Origin of the sequence: Neobacillus sp. CF12, from assembly GCF_030348765.1 — a bacterium.
Taxonomy (GTDB): domain Bacteria; phylum Bacillota; class Bacilli; order Bacillales; family Cytobacillaceae; genus Neobacillus.
Genome location: NZ_JAUCEU010000007.1, coordinates 392,841 through 412,098 on the forward strand (window position 1 = coordinate 392,841; position 19,258 = coordinate 412,098).

Below are 19,258 nucleotides of genomic sequence, written 5' to 3' on the forward strand. Positions count from 1 at the left end.
GATAGGGAATGGTACAGACAAGTCGTCCACATGAAGGGCTATTAGACCAAGATGATAAGTATGTTTGGCATTCAATGAAGCCCTATAATCCCAATGCAACGATTCTGGTAACAAAGGCAGAAGGATCTTGGGTAACCGACAGTGATGGAAAAAGATATTTAGATGGTATGGCAGGTTTATGGTGTGTGAATGTTGGATATGGAAGGACAGAACTTGCAGAGGCAGCCTTCGAACAACTTAAGGAAATGGCATATTTTCCACTTACTCAAAGTCATGTTCCAGCAATTAAGCTTGCTGAGAAGCTAAATGAAATGCTCGGTGACGACTATGTTATCTTCTTCTCGAACAGTGGTTCAGAAGCCAATGAAACAGCCTTCAAAATCGCCCGTCAATATCATCAGCAAAGAGGGGAGCATAATCGTTATAAAATACTTTCCCGCTACCGTGCCTATCACGGGAACTCGATGGGTGCTCTGGCAGCTACAGGGCAGGCGCAAAGAAAGTATAAATACGAGCCCTTGGCAGCAGGGTTTATTCATGTATCTCCACCTGACTCCTATCGGGACGATACAAATGTTACCGAACCAAAGGAACTTTCTTCGGTAAAAGAAATCGATCGGACGATGACGTGGGAACTAAGTGAAACGATCGCAGCCATGATAATGGAACCAATTATTACCGGGGGCGGAATCTTGGTTCCACCTGAAGGCTATATGAAGGCAGCAAAAGAGGTTTGTGAAAAACATGGTGCTCTCTTAATTGTGGATGAAGTCATCTGTGGATTTGGCCGCACAGGTAAACCATTTGGCTTTATGAACTATGATGTACAGCCTGATATTATTACAATGGCAAAAGGGATCACTAGTGCCTATTTACCGCTTTCCGCTACGGCTGTTCGTAAAGATATTTATGAAGCCTTTAAGGGAAGTGAAGAATATGATTATTTCCGTCACGTAAACACCTTTGGCGGGAATCCGGCAGCCTGTGCACTAGCTTTAAAAAACCTAGAGATTATGGAAAAAGAAAATCTTTTTGACCGATCGCGTGATCTTGGGAAACAGGTTGTAAATGAATTAACGAATCTTCTTCAAAATCATCCATTTGTTGGTGATGTCCGAGGTAAAGGTCTCCTGGTTGGGATAGAATTAGTCAAGGATAAGAAAACAAAGGAACCTTTAGAGGCAGCACTCGTTAATCAAGTGATAGCCTCCTGTAAACAGGAAGGGTTATTAATTGGAAAAAACGGGGCAACTGTGGCGGGGTACAATAATGTATTAGCCTTGTCACCGCCATTAAATATCGAGCTTGCAGACATTCAATTTATTATCAAAACTGTTAGTGATTCCATCAATAAAATCAAATAAGTATAAAGAAGTCCTAAGTGTGAAAGAACACTTAGGACTTTTTGTTCGCTGTTATTTTATTACAATGGGAATTCTTCCATTAAGAAGGAATGCATCGCTTAAATGATGTCTATATTCTATTTGACCATAGGAGCTTAAAGCTCTAGTAGACCTTATCAATACATCTAACCGCTGAGCAGTAGACATTTCAATTGGCGTGCCAGCTCGTATGGTATAGGGTTGATTATAGCGCCCAAAAGGTGGAACACCGAGAGCACGGCCATCAACTGCGATTACAACAACATCCATTGGGAAGGTAACTTTTACCTTTGTATAAGCAGCACATAATAAACGAACCAGGATGGTTTGGTTTCTTCTGGCATTCACAGAAATCTGCATTCCATGAACACCGCTATTTAAAGCGGCAGGAATCGTTAATCCTGGGCGAATGGAAACGGTGCTGCCAATGCGTCCTGGGAAATTAATACCTGTGACCACGAAGTAATCAGGATTATAATCATGAAAGGAAAAGAAATCGTAACTTCCACTGTCATTTTCGTGGAAATCATCGTTTATTCCAGGCTCATCACCCATCTTTGGAAATGTTTGATGTGCATGATCAGCCTGTTCGCGCCAAACAGAGTCAATATCATCAATTACCCAAAGTGCTTCCACATCATAGGGGACAGTCATGGCATGCGGATTACCGTTCTCTAAATTACCGCCGATAAAACCTGGGAAATTTGGATATTTTGCCAGATTGGCAGCTGTACGTCGCGGATAGCCGCCAACGTTTTTGCCGTCACTAGAATCATAAGCATCAGGTGGTTCAACAATTAAAAAACCATAAAGTCCAAACTCGAAATGCTGAATGGTACTCCGATGACAATGATAGAAATAACTGCCGATATGATTAGGCTGCCATTGGTACGTGTATTCTCCCAACTCCATTGAGGTGTGTCCGACTCCATCATTCATGGCAGTAGGTTCAATTCCATGCCAATGGATTGAATGTGCAGGCTGCCCATGAGCCTCAACATAACTGTGAAAAATCACCCCGCGGGGTACTCGAATAGTTGCACCAGGAAAAGTCCCTTCCGCAGCCTCGGGAATATCAGGAAAGTTAATTAGAAAAAATCCAAGTTTTTTTCCATCCCACATCGTGAGATCTCTCCCCTTCATGAGGTGAATCCGTTGGTTATTTGGAATTGACATCGTTGCTCCTGGTATCGTTGCAGCAATAAACGCAGGCACTGGATTTGTCGGTTCCAAGAGCTCTGGTGTTGGCGGACTCTCCTTTGGCGGATCGAAAGATTTAACCCAGTGTGCTTCTTTGCCAGCCACTGATCTCCGTAGGATATGATGGCCTGGATTTGTGAATGACATAGCATTACTCCTTTATATATTCCAAATTTATTTTTACGAAAAATTAATGGCTTTCATGTTCTGTTCCAGCTGCAGGTCCAGTAGCGTCCGGACCATGATACGTTGCAGCTCCAGGGAAGGTGGTTACGCCACCAGGTGTGTTTCGATCACCGATGAATTCTAACCCACTCATCATTCCCATTCCATAGTTTCCACCTTGTGAAGATTGACTGGTCTCTGAATGGTCATGCATTGGGTAGCAGATTGGTGATAAAGGAACAGAAATATCAACATCGCCGGTTTTGGATCCAATTTTAGGGAAGTGGGAGTTCAACTCTTCCGTTGGCGGCCAGACAGGATGTGGAACTGATCCTTTAATCTCCGGATTTGCAATTGAGATAAGTGGTTTATCCGCAAGCCCAATCCCTCGTTCATTTGGAACATCTGGCGGTCTAGTAAATGGTACTACCCATTCAACAGTTTCAAGCGGTTTAACAGTATGAGTATCTAACCACGGTGGGTTGGTTTGAACAACACCGTTAATCCCAGTCACGTAAACATGATTAGCGTGAATATGCAAGGAATGCAATGACAAACCGGCATTTAATATCCTTATGACCGCTGGTTCTCCAACACGATGGTTTGGAGTGATATAAGGATTATGAGCAGCAAAAAATCCAGATTGACCATTAATCGTAAAGAAGTCTGGTTTACGGTTCAAACCATCTGGCCGGTATCGATCTCTTTGATACGCACTTATAAATTGCGCCGCTGGATAATCTCTTCCTGGCGGATAGTTCCCAACGTCAGCAAATAGACGGGAACTCACAGCATGAAGGACCCAGACATATTGTCTAAAAGCTGGTGTATGTGTTGCCTCATCACCCTGTTCCCATGATAATCCAGGGAAGTGGGTAGTCGTTCCGAAATCATCGAATAGCTGCTGTACAGCAGGGGTAGGTGTGGCATACGGTGTGAATTTATGCCCGGGAACTGCCTCATTTGGCATGACCACCAATGCGCCGTGAAGCCCCATAATCCGATTCACTGGCGCGTTTAGATTATCGTAATACAAAAAAGTCCCTGCCTTAGAGGCGACAAATTGTATCTTTTTTGTCGCTCCCGGTGGTATAGGACCACTGTTTACCATTCCTTCGATAAAAAATGCATGAGGTTCATCTAATTCATTGGTTATTGTGACCTTTATGATACTACCCACTGTTGTGAAAATATGTGGTCCAGGAATTTCTGCTGGGAAATTGGCTTCCTTATACATCCAGAAGTAGCATTGTGCAGAGTTATTTTCGTTATGAGTAATCATGTCCTTTACCGCATCTGTAATCGTAAAACTGAGTTCTTGAACCTGTTTAACTGCAAGAAGCGAGTTATTAGAAACCCATGCAGGTAACACACTGCCTACGACCAATGCGGCAAGACCGCCTCCTGCATACTTAACAAAATCTCTTCGTTTCATTTTTACCTCCTTTTACAGTCTAGAGAAAAGGTTCCTTCAAGCAAATGGCCTATGTATACCCGCTGTAATACTCGAGCCTAGCTCCAGGGATAACCAGTCCAAAGTCACAAACCGTTCTCGAAAAGACCTTAATTGATAGTTAAAATAGAAATCAACCTCATGTGGCTGGTACTAAATAACTATTCATTCTCTATACTTAAAATTCCTTTCTTTCCCAAGTGTTTCCTGCAATATTTTTATCGAGTAAATCTATATAAATATGACAAATTGCATGAGTCTTTCATCCTTGATGTAGGTATAAAGACTCAATAGAAAACGATTTTAGTTGATATTAATTTTTATAACGAACATTTTACAGCAGAGAAGTAAAATTAATGTCGGAATTTTGTGTAGCACGGGGTTTTTTTATTTAACAATGATTTATTTTTTCACAGTAAACGTGCTATAGTAGACTGACCAATTTATAGTTTCAATACATATGTAGTTTTAATAGAAGGATGACAAAATGACGAAGACAGTTGAGTATATCAAAGAGTGGCAGCAGGCTCTCCAAAATGAAATAATCTATTTAAAAAAATATGGCAGCAACAAATACAGGGTAACAAATGGCAGGCTGCTCTCCAATGATGGTACCTTTACCTACTATTTTGACACAGCCTTTTCCTTGAAAATTCCAGTTGGTTCTTCCATTACATTCGTGTGGGGTGGAATAAAGCAGGGAGGACGAGTTCTTTCCTCAGAAGGAAAGGGCATGATTGTTCAACTAGAACAATCGTTAGGTGATTTAATCCCGGAGGCATACATCTATCATGATCCTTGGGAACTTCTCGAACAACTCATTGAACGATTAGGGGATATTACAAAAAGTAAGCAAAAACGCATACGGGTCAATCGATTAATGAACCCTTCCATGCCGGCAAAACATCCCGAAGAAAAAATAAAAAGCAATGTACATGAATTAGTATTACGATCAAAGTACAATCCTGTCACCTTTGTATGGGGACCGCCTGGTACAGGTAAAACCTATACACTAGCACGGGTTGCTGCCAATAAATATTTTCAAGAAAAAACAGTCCTTATCCTATCACACAGTAATCAAGCGGTTGACGTATTAATCAGTGAAATCTCAGACTTTATCAAAAAGAAGGACCGCTTCCGGGAAGGTGACGTTCTTCGATACGGATATAATACGGGAGTGGCAGCTGAAAGTGAAGTAGCGCTTACGACAAATCAACTCCTTCAGAAACAGGAACACAATCTGGTTGAAGATAAAGACTCATTGATAGAGGAAAGAAAGAATTTAAAACAGGATTTAGCGAAGTCGTTTAGTAAAAGAGACTCCAATCAACTCTTAGAGCTCGAGAAGAAGATTGCAAGAATACTTGAGAAAATCCGTCAAAAGGAAATTGAATTTGTTAAGGATGCACTAGTGGTCGGATCTACACTTGCTAAATCAGCTAGCGATCCTGCTATCTATGGCAGGGAGTTTGACGTGGTCATACTCGATGAAGCGAGTATGGCCTACGTACCACAAACAGCTTTTGCAGCAACACTTGGTAAGAGGGTCATCATTTGCGGAGATTTTAAACAATTACCGCCTATCGCCTCCTCAAGGGACTCTCTTGTCACAAAGTGGCTAAAAGAAGATGTTTTTCACCGAGCGGGAGTAGTAGATTGGGTAGAGTCTGGAAAACTTCATCCCCATTTATTTTTATTAAAAGAGCAGCGGAGGATGCACCCGGATATCTCAGCCTTTACCAATCAATACATATATCATTCACTCGTGGGTGATCATGAAAGTGTTATAAAGAGCAGGAACCATATAGTCGACCAATGTCCTTTTTCAGGACGTGCATCCATTCTTTTAGATACAAGTTATATGGGTGCTTTTTGTATCAATGAAAAAAGTTCCCATTCGAGATCAAATATCTGGCAGGCGCTGATTTCTCTTCAGTTAATTCATGAATCTTACTTAGGTGGTGCACGGTCAATTGGATATGTAACACCATACCGAGCACAAGCAAATTTAATGGATCTCTTACTACACGACCTATATGAAAAAGAAGTATTATCTGCAGATATAATCTCTGCTACTGTTCACAGGTTCCAAGGCAGTGAGAGAGATGTTATGATCTTCGATACAGTCGATTCTGACCCACAGGAACGTGCTGGAATGCTGCTGACTGGCAAGGACAGTGAACGGTTAATTAACGTTGCGATTACCAGAACCAAGGGGAAATTCATTCATGTCTGTAATCATTCCTTTATCCGCAAGCATGTCTATAATCGAAAGACCCTTAGACAACTTGTCGAACACCAAGAAAAACACTCTCAAAGTGTAAGGACGAAAGATATTGGTACGTGGATAAAAAATCAACTCCCAAGATTAAAGTGGATACATGCACTTAAATTGGAGCAGGTTTTCAAGGACATAGAATTTGCTCGCTCCTCCATTGTGCTTTCCTTACCAGAAACTCATGTATTATCTGAGGAATGGAGACATGTGTTAGGTAACCGAAATCTGTCTGTCAACTTAACCATTGTTTCAGGTAAGTCTTGGCCAGAATTAAAGCCAGACAACTGGCAGGAGGAAGGGTTAACATTCCCTTTTATCATTATTGACCAGCAAATTTTGTGGCTTGGATTACCATTAGAAAGAGGAAAAGGGATTCAACCTCCCTATATCGCAGCAAGGTTAGACTCCCAAAAGGTATGCGAAAATTTGCTTGCACAGTATTTCACCGCTGAAATATAGAAATAAATAAATTTTCAAAAAACTACCTTGACATTTCTTTCTTTTCTATAGATAATAAATAAAATTACAAATTGTTAATGGTATGGGATTAGTAAACTTGTTGAACGTGAAAGAGAGTGAAACCCACAGGCTGTAAGGTTTCTCACGGGAAAAAGATTGAACCTGCCCTGATTACACCGCTTATGCAAACATAAGCCGTTTTCCCTCGTTACGGAATCAAAGTGGATGCTTTACGCATCAATGAAGGTGGTACCGCGGAAACGACTCTTCCGTCCTTTTTATAAGGACAGACGAGTCGTTTTTTTTATTTTTAAAAGAGGGGTAAGAGTACGATGAAGAAACAACTCGTGGTTGTAAAGATAGGAAGTAGTTCGCTAACAACAGCTTCAGGGGCGATATCTGAAGAAAAAATCCGTGATCATATCGAGGCACTAGCCTTCTTAAAAGAACAAGGCCATGATGTCATTCTCATCTCATCGGGGGCTATTGCTGCAGGCTTTGGAGCACTAGGCTATCCAACACGACCAAAAAGTGTTGCGGGTAAACAAGCTGCAGCAGCAGTAGGTCAGGGATTATTAATGCAGCATTATATTTTAAAATTTAAAGAGTTTGGTATTGTTCCTGCCCAAATTTTACTAACTAGAGATGATTTTTATAGCCTCGAGCGGTTTCACAATCTATACAATACGATTTCTGAACTGCTTCAGCGGGGAGTTATACCAATTATTAATGAAAATGATTCGGTGTCGATTGAGGAATTGACGTTTGGTGACAATGATATGTTGTCTGCACTTGTAAGTGGGTTTTTACATGCCAACGCTTTAATCATCTTAACCGATGTAAATGGGTTATATAACGGCAATCCAAACGTAGTAAAAGATGCAAAAAAGTATGATTTTATCCCACAAGTATATGATGAACTCCTTGAAGAAGCTGGTGGCAGTGGCTCATCGGTTGGGACTGGGGGAATGAAATCGAAGCTTCTGGCGGCGAAAAAAGCTCTCTCCTTCGGTGTCAGTGTCTTTGTCGGGACGGGGCGGGGGAAGGAAAAACTTTCGGCTATTTTAGAAGGTAACGGGGACGGGACCTATATTGGAGGTTCATTCCAAACCCAAATGCAAAAGAAGAAACAATGGATTGCGTTTCATTCACATACTGCAGGGATTGTTGAAATTGATGACGGGGCAGAAGCTGCCATTGTTACAAACGGAAAAAGTCTGCTGCCTGTTGGGGTAACGAATGTAATTGGTGATTTTAATGCGATGGATGTTGTCGAGGTCCACAATCAAAGAGGTGAATTGATTGGTAAAGGACAAATCTATTATTCTTCAAAAAATCTACAAATATTAAAAGGGTTACCTGGAGAGAAAACAAAAAACTTTTCAATCAATAAACGTGCAGAAGTGATTCATCGAAATAACTGGGTCAGTCTGTCAGAAAGTGAGGTATAGTATGAATGAATTAATAGAAAAAGCAAAAAAGTTAAGGTCAGCCTCGAAGGTACTTGCTATTCTCTCAACAGAAGAGAAGAATGAAGCCTTAGCCAAGATGGGGGATAGGCTGCTAAATGGTAAAGACTGGATTCTGTCTGAGAATGCGAAGGATATAAAAGCAGGTAAGGAAAAAGGATTAACAGACTCATTATTAGATCGGTTATTGCTGACAGAAGATAGAATCCAACAAATTGTTGAAGGTATTCGCCAGTTGATTAAACTTGATGACCCTATCGGTGAAACGATTGAAGCTTGGGAACGTCCAAACGGTTTACAGATTCATACTGTTCGTGTTCCGCTTGGTGTCATTGGTATGGTGTATGAGGCTCGTCCGAATGTAACCGTTGATGCGGGCAGTCTTTGCTTAAAAGCGGGAAATGCTGTTTTGTTAAGAGGCAGCACCACTGCACTTCATTCGAATAAGGCGCTTGTTAAGGTTATGCGTGAAGCTCTTGCTGAAAGTAAGATCCCAGCTGATGCTGTTCAGTTACTTGAGGATACAAGCAGGGAAACGGCTTCACAAATGTTTAAGTTGAATCAATATCTCGATGTGTTGATTCCACGCGGAGGCGCTGGTTTGATTCAATCTGTCATTGAAAATGCAACCGTACCTGTTCTTGAAACCGGTGTTGGTAATTGTCATGTATTCATTGATGAAACAGCGCAAAAGCAAATGGCCATTGATATTGCTATCAATGCAAAAATGCACAGACCATCTGTTTGTAATGCGGCTGAAACCCTGCTGCTCCATAAAGACTGGTTATATGTATCCGAGATTCTTCATTCTCTTAACGAAAAAGGAGTGGAGCTCCGAGGTGATGAACAGCTATCAACAGAATATATCTTTGTTAATAAAGCGACGGAAGAAGATTGGAAGTCTGAATTTTTAGCGCCCGTCCTAGCGGTGAAATTGGTTACTGATGTGAAAGAAGCGATTGGGCATATTGATCAATACGGTACAAAGCATTCAGAAGCTATCATCAGTGAACATGAGGGGAATGTAAAATTATTTTTCCAGGCAGTCGACGCAGCGGTTGTCTACCATAATGCTTCCACTCGTTTTACGGATGGGGAACAATTTGGTTATGGAGCGGAAATTGGCATTAGTACACAGAAACTCCATGCTCGGGGACCGATGGGGCTAAAGGCGATTACTACAACAAAGGCCATTGTACAAGGTAACGGACAAATTCGTTCATAATTGTGATAGAGAACAAGTTTTATTCTTGTTCTCTATTTTTTTTATGGAATGGACATTTTGATAATGTTGTATCATCGTCTCTAAGGAAGTATTGTTTCCATTCAAGGTTATCGTTTTTTCCATACGTATTTAAATCCGGATGAATGGGTACTGAATCATAGTTTACTAATCGTTCGCGTATTTTTGCTTTCATTTTTTCGGCATGTAAAGGTGTGGATGTAAACTTTTCTAAAACCCATCTAGGTGTAATCGCAAGCATAAAATAGGGGAAATGTCGACTATTTCTATATTTGTGGGATGGGGTTGCACAAAACATAAAGTATTGTTCGCCATGAAAGCAAAATTCCCACATTGGCTGAGTTGGGTCTGTAGGGATATGATTTGGCCATTTTACCTCATCCATTTTACTGAGTTGGTTAAGTTGTTCCCAAAACACCTGTTCAAATTGCTCTATTGAAGTTTGATGTTTCATTTCTTGAGGAGGCTCATAAAAAATAACAAGTGATGTATAGGTACCAATGGATTTGTAAATATTCGAGTAATCCTTTAGCAAATGTGCTAATTCTCTAGAGGAATGAGGATGGTGTGGACTCGATACAAATCCAAAGCAAAACCGATTCAGTTGATAGCCCATAGTTGCTGGGATACATGGAAACGGTTTATTCTTATCCATTATCTTCTCATCGAATTTTTTTATCGCCTCTTTTTTCCATGCTTCAAGGGATATTTGATGAATGTTTTCCTTGGTAACTAAATACATAATCCGTTCTCCTCTCGAAACTAGATTATGCGAGAGGAGATTTTCGAGTGAGTGTCCCAAAATGACGAGGTTTCTGTTATACTATGTATACAAACATACATTCCTATTTTAAGAAAGAAGGTGATATTCTTGTCAAATACCATTCAAATAGCGGTTAGAACGCTTGTGGAACATGTTTATAGCAGTGGAAGTATTGATTCCAGATTCCGTTCACAGTCCACGATGTTAGATGGAACGAGAATTCACCAGAAAATCCAACATACATATCAAGAAACTGACCAAAAGGAAGTCTATCTTCGTGCTGAAGTGCCCGTTAAAGACCTGATTTTTACAATCGATGGAAGATGTGATGGACTGTTGTTTCGGGATGGAGAGGTAATCATAGATGAAATTAAATCAACCTCCCAGTTGTTAGCTAATTTAGGAGAAGAAGGGCTTCCTGTCCATTGGGCACAAGCTAAAATGTACGCCTACATCTATGCCAAGGATCAACATTTGCAGGAAATCTATGTTCAACTTACCTATGTACAGGTTGAAAGTGATGAAAAGAGATATCTGAAAAAATGCTTTTCTTTTGCTGAACTAGAGGGATTTGTTAACGAAACAACAGCAAGTTATTATCCTTACGCAAAATTACTGTTTGAACACCGGAAAGAGCGGAATGAAAGTAGTAAACAATTAGTTTTCCCATTTGAATCGTATCGTGCTGGCCAGAGGAAACTTGCTGCTGGTGTTTATAAGACGATATCAGAGGAGAAGAGTTTGTTTGTAAAAGCACCGACTGGGATTGGGAAGACGATATCTACGCTTTTCCCGGCTGTTAAAGCACTTGGTGAAGGACACCTGAACCGGATATTTTACCTAACCGCTAAAACGATTACCCGGACGACTGCGGAAGAGGCTTTCGGACGAATGCGATCCTGCGGTCTTTGTGTTAAATCCGTTACGATTACTGCCAAGGACAAGGTTTGTTTTAAGGATGAAACAAAATGCCAGAAGGATTATTGTGAGTTTGCCGATGGATATTATGATCGGATAAATGGAGCCATCTTAGATATTGTAGCCAATGAAAGTGCCATGAATCGGGAGGTAATCGAAAATTATGCTCGGAAACATACGGTTTGTCCTTTTGAATTCTCGATAGACCTTGCTTATGTAGCTGATGCGATTGTTTGTGATTATAATTATATTTTTGACCCGCGTGTTTCCTTAAAACGGCTGTTTGAAGAGCAAAAAAAGTCCACACTTTTACTAGTTGATGAAGCACATAACCTTGTTGATCGCGGAAGAGAAATGTTTTCTGCTTCGCTAAACAAAGAATTATTTCTTCAACTGAAAAAAGAGTTTAAAGACGTAAATAAGGTAATATATGATCGTGCTGCAACCATAAACGCTTGGTTTATTTCCTTGAAAAAAAATAGTGGCAAGTTGAATGAATTTACTTTGGAGCAGTTAGACGAAGAGTTAGTTTTGTTATTAACCCAATTTAAAGAAGAAGCCGAAACACTTTTACTAAATGAAACGTCTCCTACCCTTTTGGAACTGTACTTCAAGGTGAATGCCTTCTTGAAAATAGTTGAATTACTGGATGAGCACTATGTTATTTATGGGGAGAAAATGAAGAACGATGTAATCCTGAAGTTGTTTTGTATCGATCCATCAAAACTGCTTCAGAAAATGGGAAAAGCCTTTCGCTCGAAAGTATTTTTTTCAGCAACTCTTTCACCGCTGCCTTATTATCAGGATATTCTTGGAGGGCAGGTCGACGATTATTTACTCTCGATTGCCTCCCCCTTTAACGAGGAACAGACAGATATTTTTATCAAGCCTTTATCAACTAGATATCGTGACCGTGAAAGGACGAAGGAGAAATTAGTTTCGGTGATTCATTCCTTGGTTCACAATCGACCGGGAAATTATTTAATCTTTTTCCCATCCTATCAATATTTGCTAGCTGTTTATGATCAGTTCACCCATGATTTTCCCGATATGCATACGCTGCTTCAGGGTGCAGGGATGTCCGAGGAGGAGAGAGAAGCCTTCTTGGAGGAATTTAAACCTAATCAAACAGGTACTTTGATCGGATTTGCCGTTCTTGGCGGTGTCTTTTCAGAAGGTGTTGATTTAAAAGGTGACAGGTTAAATGGAGTGGTGGTTGTAGGTGTAGGTCTACCCCAGCTTTGCTATGAACGCAATCTTATTAAGGATCATTTTAATAACAAAGAAAAAAACGGTTATGATTATGCGTATGTCTTTCCTGGCATGAATAAGGTTTTACAGGCAGGGGGACGGTTAATTCGTTCTGAAGAGGACCATGGGACAATCGTGTTGGTAGATGATCGATTTTTACAAAGGCATTATCAAGACCTTTTGCCACAAGAATGGAGAAGTTTTACGGTTATTTAGAGTCAAATTCGGTGAAAGTTTGACTATTTACTCTAAATTTCATAAAATTAGACTATATAATCTAATTTTGAAATGAGGAGAATTAAATGAGCTATCCTATTTCAATCTTTATTCTTGATGTTAGTAACTCTTCATCTGCAGACATGGGTGATGAGTTAACTGATTACCTAGATGAGATGGTAAACTGGATTAACACTTGGACTAAGGATAATGGGCATGTTAAAGTGAAGCATCGTGCGGGAGATGAAATCATCTTTGCGGGTTATGGCTATTCAACAGCGTATATTTTATCCTTTTTTATCAGCAGGATTTGGAAGTATCGTGAGCATACTCCTTATTTTGGCTTGTCCTTTGGTGATAGCGACAAAAAGTTAGAAGAAGTGGATATAGAAAAATGGATACATCCGTTAATTAAACAGGCAAGGTATGCGAATGATTTATTGAAACAAGAACAGGTGAGACCGTTATTCAAATTTGAACTTGATCAATTTTATCATAATGAATCTTTTTCATATAATCAGTTTCGGTCGGAGTTTGAAATATTAATGAATTCACTATTAGGTATCCAGATGACCCTAGTGAAGGAACAAACTAAGATTCAGGAGCAGGTTTGCACCTGTTATCTGATATTGCAGCAGCAAAAAGCTGTAGGCACACTGCTTGGTAAAACGGCACCGACAATCTCAAGTCATTATAAAAAAGGGAAAGTCGAGGAAATACTAAATGTTTTTAAAGTATTGACCGCTATCCTTGACTCGCTCCAAGATAAATCTTATAACAATCCAAAATTAATAACTTCTTCATTATTATTAAAAAATATTCGAAATCATCTAAAAGATAAATTTGATTTGTTACCTCAATGACTCATTAGAGAGGAGTATTCATGCTGCTATTAAGTCTAATTCTTGCCCATCTCATTGCTGATTTTTATTTGCAAACAGATGAAATGGTAATAAATAAAATAAAAAATATCAAGAAGCATGTCGGACACCATTTTCTTGCGAATGGACTCGTGCTATTGGGCTATTACCTAATAAACTATAATGGAACTAGTGTTTTTGGGAGTCTAATTTTTCCGCTGTTTTTTATTGTAATTAGTCATTTTATCATCGACATGTTAAAAATTAAACTCCTTGAAACAATTAAAATTAATAATGAAGAAAACCTAAAAAGAGTTAGTTTCTTCTTAATTGATCAACTGCTTCATGTAGTCAGCATTCTTTGTGCAGGACTGTTTTTTTTAGGAATTGGATTTGTAGAAATCCATGACTTTTTCCTAGGTGATGAAAAACTGTCCACTATTAACAAAGTGTTATTCATCGTCATTGTAATTATTATCGCAACAAGTGTAAGTGGCCACCTGATAAAAATCCTTTTAGGCTCTTTACCAAATCAGCTTTTAACATTTGAGGGTAAATATACATTCAAAAATGAACGGCAAGAAGCTCAATATGCGAATAATCATACAGGTAATCGAGCGTTGTCTGAGGAATACAACTATACAATTTTTAGCAAACATGATCTTTCTCGAGGAAAATTAATTGGCTATATTGAGAGATTACTAGTTTTAGTGTTAACGTTTTATAGCGCTTATCCAGCGATTGGGTTTATCGTTGCTGCCAAGTCGATTGCTCGGTTTAAACAAATGGACGATCGGAACTGGGCAGAGTATTTTCTGTTGGGTACTTTAACATCGATGTTTATAGGAATCACGCTTGGCATACTTTTACGAGAAGTGCTAACATAGCACCACTGATTAGGAATAATAGTGGTGTTTTTTTGTAGTTTTAATTTTTTATGTCATAATAACAGAAGGAGGAGGGAAATGAATATGCGTTTGGAAGGAAAGAAAGTTATTAGTCTTGTGCATCATGATTTTGAAGACCTCGAGCTATGGTATCCAATCCTTAGATTAAGGGAAGAGGGAGCAGTGGTTCATTTAGCAGGTGAGAAGGCTGATGAAGAATACATAGGAAAATATGGTGTGCCGGCTAAATCGGATTACTCTTATAGTGATATTAAAGGGGAGGATTACGACGCCATTTTGGTTCCGGGTGGCTGGGCTCCAGATAAGATTCGCCGATTTCCTGAGGTGATTTCACTACTTCAGCATTTCGAAGAAAACCAAAAGCCGATTGGACAAATATGCCATGCTGGCTGGGTTCTCATTTCTGCGAAGATACTACAGGGTAAGAAAGTAACCAGTACACCTGGGATTAAGGATGATATGGAAAACGCTGGTGCAACTTGGTATGATGAACCGGTTGTGGTCGACGGACACCTCGTCTCCAGCAGACGCCCGCCAGATTTACCGGATTATTTGCGAGAGTTTATTAAAGTAATCGAATAAAAATAAAGTGTCTTTAAGCATGATTTCTGGTCTTTTTAGAGATACTTATGGAATGAAATGCTTATTCTTGAAATGAGAGGGAGAATGCAATATGGCTAATATTGAAGTAGGCGAAGTGTTTACGATTAGTGATGAGACAGAACAAGAGCAGGAAGTAGAAGTACTAGCTTCCATCAACATAGAAGGCACCAATTATGTGGCTGTTGGGTTTGTGGAAGATATAAAAGAGGAAACGGAAGATGATATTGATATTTTCTTCCTAAAAGTGGACGAAGACGGAGATCTAACCGCAATCGATAGCGATGAGGAATTTGATAAAGTTTCTGCGGCTTTTGATGAGATAATGGATGAAGAGGAAGAGTAGTACCTCTTAATTAAAAAGGTGTAGAGAAGGTTATCCTCTACACCTTTAAACATTGAACTTTTAATTTACAATTTCATTTACAGACTCTTCTTCCTCTTTTGAGGGTAAATCCTGATGAATTCCATTAAAAAACACTTCCATCTTTACAGTACCATCTGCAGCAATAAAAGGTACACCCACCATCATTATATCCTTAGAAATATTGTATATTACCTCGATATATTCCGCCCCAAGAAAAATATAGCCATTCTTGAGTTGTTCATTTTTTACAGTTTTAAATTCTGTGCTTTTCAAATGATTAGAAACTATTTTGTTTTTTTCAGCCCCAAAAACTGGTTCAACAATGCAACCGCATCCATGTTCTTCGTCATTTTCTTCTGCTTTAACTACATTTCCAGGACCTGCAAGCATTAAGAAAACAATTAAACTCCCACATAATATCGATAAGAACTTCTTCATTCATTCTCCTCCTTTTTTCGGTCTACTTATATATTCCTTTATTTATCGACATTTTCCTGCGAAAGTTTTGAATATTTTCCGACAATTTCACTAGAACTTCTTACTCATGCTTTATTTTTAATTTTTTCAACCTATATTGAAGGCTTTGACGGCTAAGTCCGAGTACGTCGGCAGTTTTTGAAATGTTGTAATCATTTTTCTCCCAAACATGTTCGATATAGGATTTTTCAAAATAGTCCATTTGGTCCTTAAGGGAAGCAGTTATATCTGCCCGTTCTTTAAGAAAGTTGTCAACGGAGGTAGAGGCAGTGCTTCTGTCCTTACCCTGCATTTTGCTGCGGTATTGATAGGGAAGATGTGAATAGCGAATGGTATCTTCATCATCCAGAATAATATTCATGGCGGCTTCAATAATATGTTCAAGCTCACGAACATTACCGGCCCATTCATACTCCATAAAAGATTGTATCACTTCATCTGATAGCCCTTTTACGTTCATTTGAAAGAGCTCATTGTATTTCTTAAGAAAATGTTGGACAAGGAGTGGAATATCTTCCTTGCGCTCTCTTAAAGGCGGAATGAAGACAGAAACTACTCCAAGACGGTAATATAAATCTTTACGCAAATGATTATTGGTTACGGCATCAATTGGATCCTCGTTAATATTTGCTATTACACGAACATCAACGGGCGTATCCTTTGTATCCCCAACTCGGCGTATTGTTTTCTCTTGGAGGGCACGCAGCAGTTTTGCCTGAAGGTTTAGATTAAGTGAATTAATCTCATCTAGTAACAACGTGCCGCCATTTGCCTGTTCGAACAGCCCTGGTTGGTCGATTGCGCCCGTAAAAGCGCCGCGTTTCGTACCGAACAGAAGACTCTCAATTAAATTATCAGGTAAGGCTGCACAGTTTTGTGATATAAACGGACCTGAAAATCGATTGCTGGCATTATGAATACTTTGGGCAAACAACTCTTTACCTGTCCCGGTTTCTCCCACAATTAAGACATAGGAGGAGGTACGTGCTGCACGCTTTGCACCTTCGATCACTTCCTTGATGGAAGAACTTGTTCCTGTAATGCTATCAAAAGTATATCTAGTGGTGCCTTTAAGCGTGATATTCCCTTTTATTAAACGTTCCAACTTTGTAACATCATTGGCGATTTCAACTGCACCCAGCAACTCTTCGTTTTCATAAATAGGAATCGTATTGTTGTTGGTCGTAATTTCACGGCCTTTGTTATTAAAATAAGTTTGTTTTACATTCTTTGTCTCTCTTCTATCTTGGAGCGCTTTTACAAGTGTACTAGATTGATCTTCTTTAAACATAAAGACGTCTAATAAATTCTTATTCATTACATCCTGGATGTCCATCGATTCAATCTGGGCCATTTTATTATTATAGATGACCGTATTTCCCGAAGCATCTACTGCATGTACCCCAACTTCTACTTCGTCCAAAATCCTTTTATACATCGAGTTAAGTAACCGTAAATATTCGATGGTCATTTTCGTATTTTCCATGAAAGTATTCCCCTTATTGTTTATGTTTCTATTAAAACAGAAAATATAAAACAGTGCAAAATAATTTTGCGTTTCAAATAATTTAATTTTTTTGCGCAAAATTATTTTGCGGTTACTAATATAAATCCCTTAGTAATATAGCATTTCGTACTTGGCACGGAACTTGCATCAATACATTTTGTACAAACAACAAGGGGGATAAAAAAATGAAACCGTATACGCATGAACCATTTACTAATTTTGCAGATGAAACAAATAAGGAAGCATTTCAACAAGCACTTTCATATGTTCAATCCCAGTTAGGAAAAGAATATCCAGTTGTGATTGGCGGGGAGTCTTTTACAACTGATAAAAAAGTTCAATCTATTAATCCAGCAAATAAAGAAGAAGTCATCGGAAGTGTTTCGATGGCAGACCAAGAACTTGCAGAAAAAGCAATGCAAACTGCAATAACTGCATTTGATTCTTGGAAAAAATGGAAGCCGGAGCACCGAGCAAACATTCTATTCCGTGCTGCAGCAATGTTACGCCGCCGTAAACATGAATTCTCTGCTTATCTTGTAAAAGAAGCTGGAAAGCCGTGGAAGGAAGCGGATGCCGACACAGCTGAAGCGATTGATTTTATCGAGTATTACGGTCGTCAGATGCTCCGCATAAAAGAAGGTTCTCCTGTACAAAGCCGTGATGGAGAATACAATCAGTATCACTATATCCCACTCGGTGTAGGAATCATTATTTCGCCATTTAACTTCCCATTGGCAATAATGGCAGGAACAACAGTTGCAGCCATTGTCTCTGGTAACACCGTTTTACTAAAGCCAGCAAATTCAACACCAATTGTGGCTGCAAAATTTGTAGAGCTTATGCATGAAGCTGGCCTGCCAAATGGAGTATTAAACTTTGTACCAGGCAGCGGAGCTCAAATTGGGGATTACTTAGTTGACCACCCAAAAACTCGTTTTGTTTCCTTTACAGGTTCGCGCGAGGTAGGCTGCCGTATCAATGAACGGGCTGCAAAAGTTAACCCAGGACAAATTTGGATTAAACGTGTTATCGCTGAAATGGGCGGTAAAGATACCGTTGTTGTAGATAATGATGCTGATTTAGATTTAGCAGCAGCAAGTATTGTTTACTCTGCATTTGGATTTTCAGGTCAAAAATGTTCTGCAGGCTCTCGTGCGGTTGTTCATCAAGATGTTTATGATGAAGTACTAGAAAAAGCAGTAACCTTAACAAGAAAACTTACACTTGGTAACCCGGAAGATCTAGGTAATTACATGGGTCCAGTGATAGATGATAAATCATTTAAGAAAATCATGAACTATATTGAAGTGGGTAAACAAGAAGGCAGGTTAATGACGGGTGGAGAGGGCGATGACTCCAAGGGTTACTTTATTCAACCAACGATTATCGCTGATCTAGATGAAAATGCTCGACTCATGCAAGAGGAGATTTTTGGACCAGTTGTTGGTTTCTCTAAAGCACGTGACTTTGACCATATGATGAAAATTGCTAACAACACAGACTACGGTTTAACGGGTGCTCTTATTTCAAATAACCGTGAGCATATTGAACGTGCCCGTGAAGAATTTCATGTAGGAAATCTTTACTTTAACCGTACATGTACGGGAGCGATTGTTGGTTATCAGCCATTTGGCGGATTCAACATGTCTGGAACCGATTCTAAAGCAGGCGGTCCTGATTATTTACTTCTCCATATGCAAGCAAAAACAACTTCTGAAACACTTTAAGGGGGAAATGAA

The 19,258-nt window shown here is 39.5% G+C and carries 15 protein-coding genes; 10 read left to right on the forward strand and 5 right to left on the reverse strand.

The window, feature by feature from the left end:
• Positions 1-8: 8 nt before the first annotated feature.
• A complete protein-coding gene (locus QUG14_RS02070) occupies positions 9-1,364 on the forward strand; it encodes an aspartate aminotransferase family protein (RefSeq protein WP_289338847.1) in 1,356 nt (451 codons plus the stop codon).
• Positions 1,365-1,415: 51 nt separating this feature from the next.
• Here the strand turns inward: QUG14_RS02070 and QUG14_RS02075 are convergent, their stop codons facing one another.
• Positions 1,416-2,729, reverse strand: coding sequence for a multicopper oxidase domain-containing protein (locus QUG14_RS02075; protein WP_289338848.1), 1,314 nt, complete (start codon positions 2,727-2,729; stop codon positions 1,416-1,418).
• A 43-nt stretch (positions 2,730-2,772) separates the two neighbouring features.
• Positions 2,773-4,182: a multicopper oxidase domain-containing protein gene (locus tag QUG14_RS02080; RefSeq protein ID WP_289338850.1), complete on the reverse strand. Its 1,410-nt coding sequence runs from the start codon at positions 4,180-4,182 to the stop codon at positions 2,773-2,775.
• A gap of 505 nt (positions 4,183-4,687) precedes the next feature.
• Between QUG14_RS02080 and QUG14_RS02085 the strand changes: the two genes are divergently transcribed.
• The 3 genes from QUG14_RS02085 to QUG14_RS02095 all read left to right on the forward strand — a co-directional run bounded on the left by QUG14_RS02085 (position 4,688) and on the right by QUG14_RS02095 (position 9,631).
• Positions 4,688-6,937, forward strand: a complete 2,250-nt coding sequence (locus QUG14_RS02085; protein ID WP_289338852.1) for an AAA domain-containing protein — start codon at positions 4,688-4,690, stop codon at positions 6,935-6,937.
• Positions 6,938-7,269: 332 nt separating this feature from the next.
• Complete coding sequence (gene proB, locus QUG14_RS02090; protein WP_289338853.1) at positions 7,270-8,388, forward strand: glutamate 5-kinase; 1,119 nt, start codon at positions 7,270-7,272, stop codon at positions 8,386-8,388.
• Position 8,389: 1 nt separating this feature from the next.
• The gene (locus QUG14_RS02095; protein WP_289338855.1) at positions 8,390-9,631 is read left to right on the forward strand and encodes a glutamate-5-semialdehyde dehydrogenase; all 1,242 of its coding nucleotides are present in this window, start codon (positions 8,390-8,392) and stop codon (positions 9,629-9,631) included.
• Between the two features lie 19 nt (positions 9,632-9,650).
• Here QUG14_RS02095 and QUG14_RS02100 read toward each other — a convergent pair whose 3' ends face one another.
• Positions 9,651-10,391 carry a YqcI/YcgG family protein gene (locus tag QUG14_RS02100; protein WP_289338856.1) on the reverse strand — a complete coding sequence of 247 codons (741 nt, stop codon included), beginning with the start codon at positions 10,389-10,391 and terminating at the stop codon, positions 9,651-9,653.
• A gap of 129 nt (positions 10,392-10,520) precedes the next feature.
• On the opposite strand from QUG14_RS02100, the gene QUG14_RS02105 reads away from it, so the two are divergent.
• From QUG14_RS02105 to QUG14_RS02125, 5 genes are all read left to right on the forward strand, one after another.
• The gene (locus tag QUG14_RS02105) at positions 10,521-12,797 is read left to right on the forward strand and encodes an ATP-dependent DNA helicase (RefSeq protein ID WP_289338857.1); all 2,277 of its coding nucleotides are present in this window, start codon (positions 10,521-10,523) and stop codon (positions 12,795-12,797) included.
• An 86-nt stretch (positions 12,798-12,883) separates the two neighbouring features.
• Entirely contained in the window at positions 12,884-13,660 is a 777-nt protein-coding gene (locus tag QUG14_RS02110; protein ID WP_289338859.1) for a hypothetical protein, read from the forward strand.
• Between the two features lie 20 nt (positions 13,661-13,680).
• Positions 13,681-14,544, forward strand: a complete 864-nt coding sequence (locus QUG14_RS02115; protein ID WP_289338860.1) for a DUF3307 domain-containing protein — start codon at positions 13,681-13,683, stop codon at positions 14,542-14,544.
• Positions 14,545-14,628: 84 nt separating this feature from the next.
• The gene (locus tag QUG14_RS02120) at positions 14,629-15,147 is read left to right on the forward strand and encodes a type 1 glutamine amidotransferase domain-containing protein (protein ID WP_289344051.1); all 519 of its coding nucleotides are present in this window, start codon (positions 14,629-14,631) and stop codon (positions 15,145-15,147) included.
• Positions 15,148-15,238: 91 nt separating this feature from the next.
• The gene (locus QUG14_RS02125; RefSeq protein WP_289338863.1) at positions 15,239-15,511 is read left to right on the forward strand and encodes a DUF1292 domain-containing protein; all 273 of its coding nucleotides are present in this window, start codon (positions 15,239-15,241) and stop codon (positions 15,509-15,511) included.
• 60 nt (positions 15,512-15,571) lie between these two features.
• Here QUG14_RS02125 and QUG14_RS02130 read toward each other — a convergent pair whose 3' ends face one another.
• Together QUG14_RS02130 and QUG14_RS02135 are read right to left on the reverse strand one after the other, a co-directional pair.
• The gene (locus tag QUG14_RS02130; protein ID WP_289338864.1) at positions 15,572-15,970 is read right to left on the reverse strand and encodes a hypothetical protein; all 399 of its coding nucleotides are present in this window, start codon (positions 15,968-15,970) and stop codon (positions 15,572-15,574) included.
• Between the two features lie 100 nt (positions 15,971-16,070).
• Complete coding sequence (locus tag QUG14_RS02135) at positions 16,071-17,495, reverse strand: sigma-54 interaction domain-containing protein (protein WP_483310694.1); 1,425 nt, start codon at positions 17,493-17,495, stop codon at positions 16,071-16,073.
• Positions 17,496-17,701: 206 nt separating this feature from the next.
• Between QUG14_RS02135 and pruA the strand changes: the two genes are divergently transcribed.
• Positions 17,702-19,246: an L-glutamate gamma-semialdehyde dehydrogenase gene (gene pruA, locus QUG14_RS02140; protein ID WP_289338866.1), complete on the forward strand. Its 1,545-nt coding sequence runs from the start codon at positions 17,702-17,704 to the stop codon at positions 19,244-19,246.
• Positions 19,247-19,258 lie beyond the last annotated feature (12 nt).

Coding starts and splice junctions, on each gene's coding strand:
- QUG14_RS02070 (WP_289338847.1), top strand. CDS start 9: ATGGTACAGACAAGTCGTCCACATGAAGGGCTATTAGACCAAGATGAT.
- QUG14_RS02075 (WP_289338848.1), bottom strand. CDS start 2,729: ATGTCATTCACAAATCCAGGCCATCATATCCTACGGAGATCAGTGGCT.
- QUG14_RS02080 (WP_289338850.1), bottom strand. CDS start 4,182: ATGAAACGAAGAGATTTTGTTAAGTATGCAGGAGGCGGTCTTGCCGCA.
- QUG14_RS02085 (WP_289338852.1), top strand. CDS start 4,688: ATGACGAAGACAGTTGAGTATATCAAAGAGTGGCAGCAGGCTCTCCAA.
- proB (WP_289338853.1), top strand. CDS start 7,270: ATGAAGAAACAACTCGTGGTTGTAAAGATAGGAAGTAGTTCGCTAACA.
- QUG14_RS02095 (WP_289338855.1), top strand. CDS start 8,390: ATGAATGAATTAATAGAAAAAGCAAAAAAGTTAAGGTCAGCCTCGAAG.
- QUG14_RS02100 (WP_289338856.1), bottom strand. CDS start 10,391: ATGTATTTAGTTACCAAGGAAAACATTCATCAAATATCCCTTGAAGCA.
- QUG14_RS02110 (WP_289338859.1), top strand. CDS start 12,884: ATGAGCTATCCTATTTCAATCTTTATTCTTGATGTTAGTAACTCTTCA.
- QUG14_RS02115 (WP_289338860.1), top strand. CDS start 13,681: ATGCTGCTATTAAGTCTAATTCTTGCCCATCTCATTGCTGATTTTTAT.
- QUG14_RS02120 (WP_289344051.1), top strand. CDS start 14,629: ATGCGTTTGGAAGGAAAGAAAGTTATTAGTCTTGTGCATCATGATTTT.
- QUG14_RS02125 (WP_289338863.1), top strand. CDS start 15,239: ATGGCTAATATTGAAGTAGGCGAAGTGTTTACGATTAGTGATGAGACA.
- QUG14_RS02130 (WP_289338864.1), bottom strand. CDS start 15,970: ATGAAGAAGTTCTTATCGATATTATGTGGGAGTTTAATTGTTTTCTTA.
- QUG14_RS02135 (WP_483310694.1), bottom strand. CDS start 17,495: ATGGAAAATACGAAAATGACCATCGAATATTTACGGTTACTTAACTCG.
- pruA (WP_289338866.1), top strand. CDS start 17,702: ATGAAACCGTATACGCATGAACCATTTACTAATTTTGCAGATGAAACA.